Annotated in this window: 14 protein-coding genes; 5 read left to right on the forward strand and 9 right to left on the reverse strand. The window is 70.4% G+C overall.

Annotated elements, in window-relative coordinates; all coding sequences use genetic code 11:
- Entirely contained in the window at positions 1-711 is a 711-nt protein-coding gene (locus tag ACX80W_RS13190) for a GNAT family N-acetyltransferase (RefSeq protein ID WP_459283990.1), read from the forward strand.
- A gap of 3 nt (positions 712-714) precedes the next feature.
- On the opposite strand, the gene ACX80W_RS13195 is transcribed toward ACX80W_RS13190, so the two are convergent.
- Complete coding sequence (locus tag ACX80W_RS13195; RefSeq protein ID WP_459283992.1) at positions 715-1,176, reverse strand: PGPGW domain-containing protein; 462 nt, start codon at positions 1,174-1,176, stop codon at positions 715-717.
- A gap of 153 nt (positions 1,177-1,329) precedes the next feature.
- Positions 1,330-1,953, reverse strand: coding sequence for a hypothetical protein (locus ACX80W_RS13200; protein WP_459283994.1), 624 nt, complete (start codon positions 1,951-1,953; stop codon positions 1,330-1,332).
- 242 nt (positions 1,954-2,195) lie between these two features.
- On the opposite strand from ACX80W_RS13200, the gene ACX80W_RS13205 reads away from it, so the two are divergent.
- Positions 2,196-2,993, forward strand: coding sequence for a DUF2382 domain-containing protein (locus tag ACX80W_RS13205; RefSeq protein WP_459283996.1), 798 nt, complete (start codon positions 2,196-2,198; stop codon positions 2,991-2,993).
- A gap of 85 nt (positions 2,994-3,078) precedes the next feature.
- Here ACX80W_RS13205 and pdxS read toward each other — a convergent pair whose 3' ends face one another.
- From pdxS to thrS, 5 genes are all read right to left on the reverse strand, one after another.
- Positions 3,079-3,993 carry a pyridoxal 5'-phosphate synthase lyase subunit PdxS gene (gene pdxS / locus ACX80W_RS13210; RefSeq protein WP_459283998.1) on the reverse strand — a complete coding sequence of 305 codons (915 nt, stop codon included), beginning with the start codon at positions 3,991-3,993 and terminating at the stop codon, positions 3,079-3,081.
- Positions 3,994-4,140: 147 nt separating this feature from the next.
- Positions 4,141-5,103, reverse strand: a complete 963-nt coding sequence (locus ACX80W_RS13215) for a diacylglycerol/lipid kinase family protein (RefSeq protein ID WP_459284000.1) — start codon at positions 5,101-5,103, stop codon at positions 4,141-4,143.
- Between the two features lie 31 nt (positions 5,104-5,134).
- A complete protein-coding gene (pgsA, locus tag ACX80W_RS13220; protein WP_459284002.1) occupies positions 5,135-5,761 on the reverse strand; it encodes a phosphatidylinositol phosphate synthase in 627 nt (208 codons plus the stop codon).
- 3 nt (positions 5,762-5,764) lie between these two features.
- A complete protein-coding gene (locus tag ACX80W_RS13225; protein WP_459284003.1) occupies positions 5,765-6,385 on the reverse strand; it encodes an HIT family protein in 621 nt (206 codons plus the stop codon).
- The gene (thrS, locus tag ACX80W_RS13230) at positions 6,385-8,397 is read right to left on the reverse strand and encodes a threonine--tRNA ligase (RefSeq protein WP_459284004.1); all 2,013 of its coding nucleotides are present in this window, start codon (positions 8,395-8,397) and stop codon (positions 6,385-6,387) included. Before thrS ends, ACX80W_RS13225 begins: the two co-directional genes overlap by 1 nt.
- A 188-nt stretch (positions 8,398-8,585) precedes the next feature.
- Between thrS and ACX80W_RS13235 the strand changes: the two genes are divergently transcribed.
- Positions 8,586-9,020, forward strand: coding sequence for a VOC family protein (locus ACX80W_RS13235; RefSeq protein ID WP_459284006.1), 435 nt, complete (start codon positions 8,586-8,588; stop codon positions 9,018-9,020).
- A gap of 90 nt (positions 9,021-9,110) precedes the next feature.
- Positions 9,111-9,368 (forward strand): mycoredoxin, encoded by a 258-nt coding sequence (locus ACX80W_RS13240; RefSeq protein WP_459284008.1) that lies wholly within the window; start codon positions 9,111-9,113, stop codon positions 9,366-9,368.
- A gap of 51 nt (positions 9,369-9,419) precedes the next feature.
- Here ACX80W_RS13240 and ACX80W_RS13245 read toward each other — a convergent pair whose 3' ends face one another.
- Complete coding sequence (locus tag ACX80W_RS13245; protein WP_459284010.1) at positions 9,420-10,151, reverse strand: lipoate--protein ligase family protein; 732 nt, start codon at positions 10,149-10,151, stop codon at positions 9,420-9,422.
- A 208-nt stretch (positions 10,152-10,359) separates the two neighbouring features.
- Between ACX80W_RS13245 and ACX80W_RS13250 the strand changes: the two genes are divergently transcribed.
- Positions 10,360-11,256: a diacylglycerol/lipid kinase family protein gene (locus ACX80W_RS13250; RefSeq protein WP_459284012.1), complete on the forward strand. Its 897-nt coding sequence runs from the start codon at positions 10,360-10,362 to the stop codon at positions 11,254-11,256.
- Positions 11,257-11,356: 100 nt separating this feature from the next.
- Here the strand turns inward: ACX80W_RS13250 and ACX80W_RS13255 are convergent, their stop codons facing one another.
- Positions 11,357-12,388: an aldo/keto reductase gene (locus tag ACX80W_RS13255; RefSeq protein WP_459284014.1), complete on the reverse strand. Its 1,032-nt coding sequence runs from the start codon at positions 12,386-12,388 to the stop codon at positions 11,357-11,359.
- Positions 12,389-12,503: the final 115 nt, after the last annotated feature.

The following is a 12,503-nucleotide window of genomic DNA, read 5'->3' on the forward strand; positions in this document are numbered from 1 at the left end:
ATGGTCACCATCGCACAGGTGCAGCGCCTCCACACCGCCTGGTTCGCGGCGCTTGCCACGGCCACCGGCGGCAGGACCTTCTCAACCCACGGGTGCACCTGGGCGTGGCTCCCGGCGCGGGGGCAGCTCATGCTGCTGTTTCCCGAGGAGGTCTCGCCGGCCGGGATCCGGCCGGCACTCGCCGAGGGGACCCGGCTGGGAGCGAAGACCGTGGGGGTGTGGCTCAACGGCGGGGTGCGCAGCAGCGCCCTCTCCGCCATGGGTTTCGACCCGGGGTGGCAGCCGTGGTGGATGGCGGCACCGATCGGGGTGCCCGCCGGCTATGACGACCGCCCCGCCGAACTGTCGACCGAGGTCCCCGAGTACTCGGGGCCGCTGGCGCAGGAGCTGCGGGTGGTGCGGTCCCAGCCGCGGCAGGCCTGGCACGCCGAGACGCGGGTCGGGGGGAACGTGGTCGGCGCTGCGTACGCCTTCTACCCGTCGGGGGTGACGGGGCTCCGGGGGCTGGGCGGGATCTTCTCGCTCGAGGTCCTGCCGGAGTACCGCCACCGCGGCCTGGGCACCGCGCTGGTGAGCCGGGCGGCCAAGGCGGCCGCCGCCTCAGGGGCCCGCCACCTGGCGGTCAATGCCGCGCCCTCCGGGTCCGAGTTCTTCGCGGCCCGCGGATTCGACCTCGTGGGGCGGGGCAAGACCCTGTGGATGCGGCTCTAGGCCTCACACCTGCGGGGCCTGCTGCGGCCGAAACCGCCGGATGCTGTAGGCGATGAACGCCGCCGCGAGCAGCGCCGAGACGATCAACCCGGAGCCGACGCTCCAGCCGCCGGGCAGCCACCACCGCCCGTCGACCGGCCACCAGCCGGGCATCGGCGGCTGGACGCACCAGAGGACGCCGACGCCGGCAAGCCCCAGGGCCGCGGCGAAGCTCAGGGCGATGTTCCGCCTGGTGCGGACGCCCTGCGCCGCGGCGGCGAAGGCGCGGGTCTTGACCGGCTGCAGCCACCGCCGGGCCCATTCGTGCTGCTGGGAGAGGACCGTGAGGCCGGCGACGAGCGCCAGCAGGCCGGGACCGGGAAGCACGAGTGCCGCGAGGCCGATGGCCACCAGGAGCCAGCCCACGACCAGCCCGGCGACCCGTTTGGCGCCCCGGGGTTTGGTCCGTCCCACAAACCGTGCCATTCGAACCCTCCACGAAAAGTCTGCTGCGGTCCGGGCCGGAGCCCCGGCCCGGCCGGATGGCGCCGGCCCGGCGTCCGGCAACGCCGCTCCCGCCCTGGGGCGGGAGCGGCGTATCCGGTGCCGGCGGGCTGCCGGTTCACTGCGTCCTTCCGGTTAAACGTTCAGCCCGGTCGCGGAGTTCGCACCGACCTGGTCGACCTTGCGGTGGAAGCGCATGCCGGCCTTGCCGCCGAGCACCGCCCCGATCAGGGGGACGATGACGGCGATGACGAGGGCGATGATTCCGCCGGTGGTCAGTGCACCTTCATTGAGGGGAATGCGGGGGAAGCCGTTGAGGCTGCCGAGGACGTTGAACTGGCTGCCGGCGACGGCCCCGAGGATGCCGAGGAGAATGGCGACGACGATCGCCCACAGCCACACCGCCACGCCCTGCTTGGCGCCGTCGAAGCGCGCCATCCGCCCGGCGACGTAACCGCCGCAGAAGTAGGCGATGAAGAGGATCGCGGCGAGGATGAGCCCGCTGACGATGCCCACCGTCTGCAGGTCCTGCGAGGCCGAGTTGGCGACCTGCCCGGCGTCGGCGTTGTTGGCCACGCCCACGCCCGCTCCGACGGCGCCGAGCAGCGCGGTGAGGACGACGGCGATTCCCGTGGCGGTCATCCAGCCGAAGAAGGCGGAGCCGAACTTCATGCCGCCGAACTGCCGGCGCTCCTCGGCGACCATCTCGTCCCGTTTACCCTTCGGTGTACTCGACCCGGAGGTGTTGTGCTGTGCCATGAAAATCTCCTTCTACATGCGGTGCGTGTGCGTTGATCCGACCGGCACGCGAGTGCCGATTGCCGTTTTCACGCTAGTAGCCTACCGCTAGATGAACTAGTAGTAAGTAGGCTTGCCATTTTTTCCATGCGCCCCTAGAGTGGGCGGTGCAAGCAGCCCGGGGCCTCGTGCCCATGACCTCCACTACGGCGCCGCCCTCGCGGCGGAGCCAGTGAACACCTTCGTGAACACCAAGGAGAAACATGATTACCCAGGAAAACCTGAACAACCTGGCCGCCGGCCGCGGAAACGTGTACACCGATGACGGCAGCAAGCTGGGCTCGATCGGCCAACTGTATGTCGACGACGAAACCGGGCAGCCCAGCTGGGTTACGGTCAACACCGGCCTGTTCGGCACCTCCGAGTCCTTCGTTCCGCTCCAGGCCGCGTCGGTCGACGGCAACGACGTCCGCGTCCCCTACAGCAAGGCCCTGGTCAAGGATGCTCCAAAGGTGGAAAAGGACGGCCACCTGAGCCCCGAGGAGGAGGACCGCCTCTACCGGCACTACAGCCTTAACGGCTCCGACAACCACGGGACGGGCTTCGCGGATACCACCGGCACCGCGAACGGCACCACCACCGGCCGCGAGGCCGTGGGCCACGACACCTCCGGGCCCACCACCGACGAGGCGATGACCCGCTCGGAGGAGCGGCTGCGCGTGGGTACCGAGTCGCGCGAGGCCGGCCGGGTGCGCCTGCGCAAGTTCGTCGTCTCCGAGAACGTATCCCGGACCGTTCCGGTGGAGCGTGAGGAGGTCCGCCTCGAGCGTGAGCCGATCACCGACGCCAACCGCGATGCCGCAATGGCCGGCCCTGCCATCAGCGAGGAGGAGCACGAGGTCGTCCTCCATGAGGAGCGGCCCGTCGTCGAGAAGGAAGCCGTTCCCGTCGAGCGGGTCCGCCTCGACAAGGAGACTGTGACCGAGCAGCACACGGTCAACGAGGAGGTCCGCAAGGAGCAGATCGAGTCCGACGGCGACCTCGGCCGCGGCCGGCACTGACTTCCGGCCCTGCGGGGAATGAGGAAGGGGCACCGCCTGGTGGCGGTGCCCCTTCCTTTATGCCTTGAGAGTGGTGCGCCGGTGGCTACCAGCCACGCTCGGCCAGGCGGTGCGGCTGCGGCAGCTCGTCGACGTTGATGCCGACCATCGCCTCGCCGAGGCCGCGGGAGACCTTGGCGACCATGTCCGGGTCGTCGTGGAAGGTGGTGGCCTTCACGATGGCGGCGGCCCGCTCGGCGGGGTTCCCCGCCTTGAAGATGCCCGAGCCGACGAACACGCCGTCGGCGCCGAGCTGCATCATCATTGCGGCGTCGGCGGGCGTCGCAATGCCGCCGGCGGTGAAGAGCACGACCGGAAGCCGGCCCTCCCGGGCGACCTCCTTGACCAGTTCGTAAGGTGCCTGGAGTTCCTTGGCGGCGACATAGAGCTCGTCCTCGGCCATCGAGGAAAGCCTGGCGATCTCGGAGCGGATCTTCCGCATGTGCATCGTGGCGTTGGAGACGTCCCCGGTGCCTGCCTCGCCCTTGGAGCGGATCATCGCGGCACCCTCGTTGAGGCGGCGGAGCGCCTCCCCCAGGTTCGTGGCGCCGCAGACGAAGGGCACCGTGAACTTCCACTTGTCGATGTGGTTGGAGTAGTCGGCCGGGGTCAGCACCTCGGACTCGTCGATGTAGTCGACACCGAGAGACTGGAGCACCTGGGCCTCGACGAAGTGGCCGATCCGGGCCTTGGCCATGACGGGGATCGAGACGGCGGCGATGATGCCGTCGATCATGTCGGGGTCGCTCATGCGCGAGACCCCGCCCTGGGCGCGGATGTCGGCCGGAACCCGCTCGAGGGCCATGACAGCCACCGCGCCGGCATCTTCGGCGATCCGGGCCTGCTCCGGCGTGACGACGTCCATAATCACGCCGCCCTTCAGCATTTCAGCCATTCCACGCTTGACGCGGCTGCCGCCGGTCGAAGCTGCGGTTGTCGAATTGTCGTCAACGGTGGACACAGAAAGCCCCTAAAGATTGGTAAAAGGTAACGCATCCCATAATACGCCCGGACGGGCCGGCGTACCGCTGCCCGTTCCGGGCCGTTCCGCGGGCCCGGCCGGCACCGGCGTGGAGAACCCACCGGCCGGGGGGCCGAACCCCTGCCGCTACCGCCCCCGGGGGCGCGGCTGCCCGGCAGGCATGGCGGCGTTCTCGAGGAGGGCCGGGGACGACGGCGGCACCAGGACCAGCACGGCCGAGGGCAGCAGGGTGATCTCGGCCGGGACGGGCCCGACGAGCTCCCCGTCGGCGTAGACGTTGAGTCCGGGCGCCGCGGTCAGGTCCACCCGCCGGCCCCGGGTGGAGGCGATCCCCGGTTGGGCCAGATGGGCGCCGCCGAAGGCGCGCAGGAAGACGCTGGCGAGGCGGACCCGGCCACCGCCGCGCAGGCGGACCACATCGAGCAGTCCATCGTCGGCGGCGGCGTGCGGGGCGATGCGGATCCCGCCGCCGTACTGGCCGACATTGCCCACGGCGACGAACCACCCGGTGAACCGCTCGGACACTCCGTCCACGCCGACCGCGAACGCGACGCCCTTCCAGGTGAGCAGCGCCCGCACCCCGCCGGCCAGGTAGCTCAGGGGGCCCAGGCCGATGCGGGAGGCGTTGGCGAGTTCGGCCGCGAGGCCGTCGAAGCCGATGTGGGCGACGCCGAGGAACGGCACCCCGTTGACGCAGCCCAGGTCCAGGGGGCGGGCCGCCAGGGAGGGCACCGAGCGGACGGCCCGGACCGGATGGACCGGCAGCCCGAGCCGGCGGACCGTGTCGTTGCCCCGCCCGCCGCCGAGGGCCAGCAGCACCGCGCCGGTGCCCATCACGCCCGCGGCGACGGCGCCGTGCAGTCCGTCGCCGCCCAGGGAGGCAACCAGGGTGCCCGGCGCGGCACCGGCAGCGGCGGCGCGGGCGTCGGCGAGTCCCGTCGTCACGTGCTCGGCGACGTCGTACCCCTCGGCGGCCAGGGCGGCGGCGACCCGGGCGTGGAACTTCGTGCTTCGGCCCCGGCCTGAGGCGGGGTTGACGATCAACAGGGCCGGCCCCCGGTCGGGGGCGGCCGGCGGGGGCGCGTTCACGGGACGGACCGGCCGGCCACCATGGCCGGTTTCAACCCTGGCCGGCGGGGCGGGGCGCCAGGGACTGGCGGCGCACCGCGGCGACGCGCTGGAACACCGTGACCACGCTGGCCAGGGCAAGCAGGATCAGGACGCCGAGGAGGAACACCTCCGGCAGGCCCAGCCCGGTCAAGCCCGCGGTGACGAGCACCGACACAAGCCGTTCGGCGCGTTCGGCGATGCCGATGCTGGCGGTGAAACCGAGCGACTCGGCCTTCGCACGGGCGTAGGAGACGAGCATCCCGAGCACCAGGCACACCAAGGCCGCCACCGCGGTGGGGGTTGAGTTCCCGCCGGTGAAGAACCACACGGCCAGGCCGGCGAACACCGCCCCGTCGGCCACCCGGTCGAGCGTCGAGTCGAGGAAGCTCCCCCATGGGCCGCCCGGGCCCTGCAAGCGGGCCATGATGCCGTCGATGACGTCGGAGAAGACGAAGGCGGTGATGAACAGCGTCCCCCAGAACAGTTCGCCCTGCGGATAGAAGGCAAGCGCTCCGACGGCGACCCCCGCCGTGCCGGTGATGGTGACCGCGTCGGGACTGACCCCCCACCGCAGCAGCAGCGCCGCCAGCGGGGTGAACAGCGACGTGAAGAACGACCTCGCGTACTTGTTGAGCATGGCTCAGGCGCGTCCTTCCGCAGCATCGGCATCCGGAGCGCCCGCGGCGGCGGACCACCCCTCGGCCACCTGCCGGCGGACTTCTCCGAGGGTCTGCGTCACGGCCTTGGTCTGGGCGATGATCGGCAGGAAGTTCCCGTCCCCGCCCCACCTCGGGACCACGTGCTGGTGCAGGTGCGCCGCGATGCCGGCGCCCCCGGTCCGGCCCTGGTTCATCCCGATGTTGAACCCGGTGGGATTGGACACGCCCCGGAGCACCCGCATCGCGGTCTGCGTCAGGACAGCGAACTCCGCCGTCTCGGCGCCGTCGATATCGGTGTAGTCCGGAAGGTGGCGGTACGGAACCACGAGGAGGTGGCCTGGATTGTAGGGGTAGAGGTTCAGCACCACATAGCAGTGCTCGCCCCGGTGGACGATGAGGGACTCCTCGTTGCTGCGGGTGGGAGCCACGCAGAACGGGCAGGCATCCTTGTCCTTGAACTGGTCCGGGCCGCCCTTGATGTAGGCGAGGCGGTGCGGGGTCCACAGGCGCTGGAAGGCATCGGGCACGCCGGCGAGCTGGAAGTCATCCGTCGCCTCGGCGTCCCCGGGGTAGTCCGGTCCGGCGTCTGGGGTCGAGGACATCAGATTGACTTGTCCCTGGTCCGGACGGCCTCAACGATGCGCTTCACTGCGTCCTCGACGGGCACCTGGTTCTCCTGGCTTCCGTCGCGGTACCGGAACGAGACGGCCCCGGCCTCCTGGTCCTCGCCACCGGCGATCAGGACGAAGGGCACCTTCTCCTTGCTCGCGGTGCGGATCTTCTTCGGGAACCGGTCCGTGCCGGCGTCGACCTGCGCGCGGATCCCTTCGGCCTTGAGCCGGTCGACCACATCGTAGAGGTAGTCGTTGAAGGCCTCGGCGACGGGGACGGCGAGGACCTGCACCGGCGCCAGCCACGCCGGGAACGCGCCGGCGTAGTGCTCGGTGAGCACGCCCATGAACCGCTCGATCGATCCGAACAGGGCGCGGTGGATCATCACCGGACGCTGGCGGCTGCCGTCGGCGGCCTGGTACTCGAGCTCGAAGCGCTCGGGCAGGTTGAAGTCGAGCTGGATGGTGGACATCTGCCAGGTGCGGCCGATCGCGTCCTTCGCCTGGACGGAGATCTTCGGGCCGTAGAACGCGGCTCCCCCGGGGTCGGGAACGAGCTGCAGCCCCGATTCCTCGGCCACCTCCGCGAGGGTGCGGGTTGCCTCATCCCAGATGTCGTCGTCACCGACGGACTTTTCCTCGTTCCGGGTGGAGAGTTCGAGGTAGAAGTCGTCGAGCCCGTAGTCCTTCAGCAGCCCGAGGACAAAGTTGAGCGTCCCGGTGAGCTCTTCCTTCATCTGTTCGCGGGTGCAGTAGATGTGGGCGTCGTCCTGGGTCATGCCGCGGACCCGGGTGAGGCCGTGGATGACGCCCGACTTCTCGTACCGGTACACCGAACCGAATTCGAAGAGCCGCAGCGGAAGCTCCCGGTAGGAACGCCCCCGCGACTTGAAGATCAGGTTGTGCATGGGGCAGTTCATCGGCTTGAGGTAGTAGTCCTGGCCGGGCTTGCGCACCGAGCCGTCCTCGTTGAGCTCGGCGTCCACGTGCATTGGGGGGAACATGCCGTCCCGGTACCAGTCGAGGTGGCCGGAGACCTCGTAGAGGTGGCCCTTGGTGATGTGCGGGGTGTAGACGAACTCGTACCCGTCCTCGGTGTGGCGCTGGCGGGAGTAGTCCTCCATGGCCTTGCGGATGATGCCGCCCTTGGGGTGGAAGACCGGCAGGCCGGAACCGAGCTCGTCCGGGAACGAGAACAGGTCGAGCTCGGTGCCGAGGCGGCGGTGGTCGCGGCGCTCGGCCTCGGCCAGGCGCTCCTGGTAGGCCTTGAGGTCGTCCTTGGTCGGCCAGGCGGTGCCGTAGATGCGCTGGAGCTGCTTGTTCTTTTCGCTCCCGCGCCAGTAGGCGGCCGCGGAGCGGGTGAGCGCGAAGGCGTTGGAGATCAGCTTGGTGTTGGGCAGGTGCGGGCCGCGGCACAGGTCCTCCCAGACGACGTCGCCGGATTTCCGGTCGACATTGCCGTAGATGGACAGCCCGCCGGCGCCGACCTCGACGGAGGCGCCCTCCTCGTCGGCGGCATCGCCCTTGAGCCCGATCAGCTCGAGCTTGTACGGCTCCCCGGCCATGGCCTCGCGGGCCTCGTCCTCGGACACCTCGCGCCGAACGAACAGCTGGTTGGCGTTGACGATCTTCTGCATCAGCTTTTCGAGCTGCTTCAGCTCGTCGGGGGTGAACGGTTCGTCGACGTCGAAGTCGTAGTAGAAGCCGTCGGTGATGTACGGACCGATGCCGAGCCTGGCGCCGGGGCGCAGCTGCTGCACGGCCTGGGCGAGGACATGCGCGGCGGAGTGCCGCAGCACCTCGAGGCCCTCGGGGGAATCCATCGGCACCGCCTCGATCCGCGCGCCGTCGGGCAGCGGCTGGTCGAGGTCCTTCAGTTCACCGTTGACCCGGGCCACGACGACGTCGCGCCGTTCCCGGAAGAGGTCGGCACCGGTCGTGCCCGCGGTCACCTGGTTCTCTTCGCCATCGACGATGAGGGTGATTGATTGGGGCGCTGACACGGTGGTCTCCTTGCGAAAGTGGTACACGGCAGTGGCTGGCGTGCGGTGAAGGCCGGCGCGCCCGGAAACGGGTGGCGCCGCGGTCCCTCTGATCGTATCCGCTGCGCTCCGGCCCGACCAACAACCGCCACGCCACGCCACGGCGGCCGGTACCGGAACCGGGCGGCGGCAGTGAGAGGATCGACCCCATGGATTCAATGGTGAATGTGATTACCCTTGGGGTCCGCAGCCTCGAGGCGTCCCTCGCCTTCTACGGGGACGGGCTGGGCTGGACGCCGAAGCTCAACGTCCCGGAGGAGGTCGTGTTCTTCCAGGTGGGCCACGGGCTGCTGCTGTCCCTGTTCCGGCTCGACCACCTCGCGGCGGAGGCCGGCGGAGGCGGCCCGGGAAACCCGCAGCTGTTCACGCTGGGACACAACGTGGACTCGCCGGACACCGTCGACGCCGTGCTGCACCAGGCCGCGGCCGCCGGGGGTTCCATCCTGGCCTCGGGAACCCAGATGAGCTGGGGCGGGTATTCCGGATACTTCGCCGACCCGGACGGGTTCCGCTGGGAGGTCTGCTTCAACCCGGGGCTCAGCGTCGGGCCCGATGGCACCGTCAGCATCACCGAAATCGCCTGACGGAATCGAAACCGCCGGGCGGGCGTTGCACCTTGAAGGTGCTTCGACACCACCAGCACAGTTACTTGCAGCAATTCCAGGAGGATCCAAGTGGAGTACACGCCAGAAGCCGGAACGATCACGATGTTCTCGACGTCGTGGTGCGGCTATTGCCGCCGGTTGAAGTCCCAGCTCAGCGCCCAGGGCATCGGCTTCCGCGAAGTCAACATCGATGAGACCGAGGGGACGGCCGAACTCGTGGCCTCGCTCAACGGCGGCAACCAGACGGTTCCCACGGTGATCTTCCCCGACGGCTCAACGGCGACAAACCCATCAGTCGCCGAGGTCAAGTCCCGCCTGGGCGTCTAGCGGGCGGGCCGGCCCGCCCGCCGGCCCGCGCCGGACGTCCCTGCAGGGAACCTACAGGTCCGGCGCCGGAACCAGCCGCACGTGACGGTCGTAGGCGCCGAGGACCGATTCCTGCAGGTCGCGGACCCGGATACCCGGAACCAGGTCGTCGGCCGCACCCGCGGTGGCGGAGTTCCACCGCAGGTCCAGGGCCGAGTACGCCTCGGTGAGCACGGCGCGCAGGGGCGCGGCGTGCTCCACGATGACCACCGAGGAAAAGAGCCACGCCCCGGCGACCACCCGCTGGGCGGTTCCGACGAGCTTCACCCGTGAGCGTCCCCCGGCCGGTCCGTGGACACTGAACTCGCCGGGGCAGTACTCCCCCGGGATTTCACCCACCGCCGCGGAGACGCCGGCCTCGCGCAGCGCGAGGGCGAACAACCCACCGAAGAACTCGAAGCGCGCGCGGGTCGCCGCCACCGCATCGGCTGCCGGCTCGATATGGTCAACGACCAGGCAGCCCCGGTGGTACGCGGCGGCCCGTCCGCCGGCACGGCGCACCACGGGCTCGAATCCGGCCGCCCGCACCTTGGCGCTTGCCTCAGCGAAGCCCGGCAGCCGCGCGTCGCGCTGGCCGAAGGCGACCGTCGGGGCCGGACGGTACAGGCGCAGGGTGGGCGCCCGCCGTCCGGCGGCCACCTCCCGCAGGAGGTCGATGCCGGCCTCGAGGTCCTCCACCGCCCCCGCCGGGCGGCGCAGCTGAAGCACCTCAAGCGTGTCCGCTCCGCTCCACGGGTTCCCCATGAGCTCCGGCTCCCTTCCTTCCGCGTCGTCCCCTTACGCACCCGGCCGCCGGATGCACCGGCCCGCCGCGGCCGGGGCCGCCAACTCTACGGTGCCCGCGCCCAATCTATATGACACTCTTGGAGCAAAGGGTGCCCACCCCCGCCTCTGCAGCGGCCGCGGTGCGCCCCGGCAGCCCTGCAGCATCCACTTCCACCGGGAGCTCTTCATGGACCCAGCGCGCACCTTCGACACCATCTCGATCATCTTCAACCCCAACAGCACCGGCGACGCGCCGCAGCTGGCGGAGGGGCTGCGCGACGATCTTTCCGCACGCCTTGCCTACCGGCCCGAGATCACCCTCCGCCCCACCGAGCATGCCGGCCACGCCGTTGACCTCGCCCGCGCGGCCGCCCGCCAGGGCAACGCCCTCGTGGTGTCGGTCAGCGGCGACGGCGGGTACAACGAGGTGGTGAACGGGGTGATGCAGAGTGGAAGCAATGACGCTGTGTGCGCTGTCATGGCCGCGGGCAACGCCAACGACCACCGGCGGACCACCGGCACCAAGCCGCTGGCCGAGGCGATCGCCGAGGGCCGGGTACGGCACCTCGACCTGCTCAAGATCACGATCGGTGAGGGGCCCACGGCCGAGACGAACTACGCCCACTCCTACATCGGATTCGGCCTGACCCCCGTGGTGGCCATCGACCTCGAGAAGGGAAGCAAGGGCGCACTCAAGGAGATGGTCACCGTGGTGCGCACCTTCGCGAAGTTCAAGCCGTTCGAGATCCGGCAGACCGATGGGACCCACCGCAGGTTCGACAGCCTCGTGCTGGCGAACATCCCGGAGATGGCGAAGTACGCCACGCTCAGCGAAGCCGAGGAGCACCCCTCCGACGGGCAGTTCGAGGTCGTGGTCTTTCCCCACATGGCCAAGTGGAAGGTCCTCCTGACGGCGCTGCGTGCCGCCACGAAGGGACTCGGGAAGCAGCCAAGCGTCGGCAGGTACGAATTCACCACCGTCAAGCCGATGCCCTACCAGCTCGACGGCGAGGTCAAGTCCGCCCCGGCCGAAACGAAGGTCCTCGTCGAGGCCGCCCAGCGGGCCCTGGCGGTCCTCGGCTGACCCTCCCCCGCCGGGCCGGCCCCGGCTCCGCAGGCAGCCCGGGTGCAAAAGTGTTTCGTTGGCCGCGCCGGCAGGGCGGACCGCCGCTGCGGCTCCGGGCTCAGCGTCCTCCGTCGATCGCCCGGCTGCGCTGCTCCAGCGCCGGCCCGCCGTAGGGATAGTCGCTCAACCGGGGGGCGCTGACGCCGTCGAGCCGGCCGGTCTCCTCGCGTGACAGTTCAACGCCGGCGGAGGCGAGGTTGTCCTCCAGCTGTGCCGGTGTCCGGGCCCCGAGGATGACCGAGGTGACGGCCGGCCGGCCGGCCACCCAGGCCAGGGCAACCTGCGAGGGGCTCACGCCGCGTGCCTGCGCGATCTCCGTAACGGCGTCCACGATCCGCCACGTGCGCTCCTGCGCGTTGCGCGGCTCCCAGGCCTCCATCCCGCGCTGCGGGTTTTCCCCGAGCCGGGTGGCCCCGGTGGGCGGTGTGTCCCGCGGGTACTTTCCGGTCAGCCAGCCACCGCCAAGGGGTGACCAGGGCAGCAGGCCCATGCCTGCGTCGAGCGCGGCCGGGACGATCTCGGCTTCAATCTCCCGCACCAGCAGGCTGTACTGCGGCTGGAGCGTGACCGGCGCACTGTACCCGAGGGCCCTGGCGAGCATCACCGCCTTGGTCAACTGCCAGCCGGTGTAGTTGGAGAAGCCGTAGTAGGAGATCCTGCCGCTGCGCACGGCCTCGTCGAGGAACCCGAGGGTCTCCTCGAGCGGCGTGAGGGGGTCCCAGGAATGCACCTGGTACAGGTCGAGGTGGTCCACGCCGAGGCGGGTCAGTGAGGCATCGAGCGCACGCCGCAGGTGCCGGCGGGACAGGCCCACGTCATTGGCGCCCGTGCCCGTCGGAAACCGCCCCTTGGAGGCGAGCACCATCGAGTCCCGCCCGGCCGGATTCCTCGCCAGCCACCGCCCGATAATCTCCTCGGACGTCCCTCCGGCGTACACGTCGGCGGTGTCGACCAGGTTTCCACCGGCTGCCGCGTAGGCGCTGAGGATGCGGTGGGACTCGGCCTCGTCGGCCTCCGCCCCGAACGTCATCGTTCCAAGGGCCAGCGCCGATACCGCGGTGCCGCTGTTGCCAAGTTTCCGGTATTCCATGCGGTGCCTTCCGATGCATTGGGCTCTGCGGACGGCACCGGAGCAGCGGGGGGGGAGGAGCCGAGAGGGGGGGGGGGGGGGGGTGGGGGGGGGGGGGGGGGGGGGGGGGGGGGGG

This window comes from Arthrobacter melezitosi, from assembly GCF_054511055.1.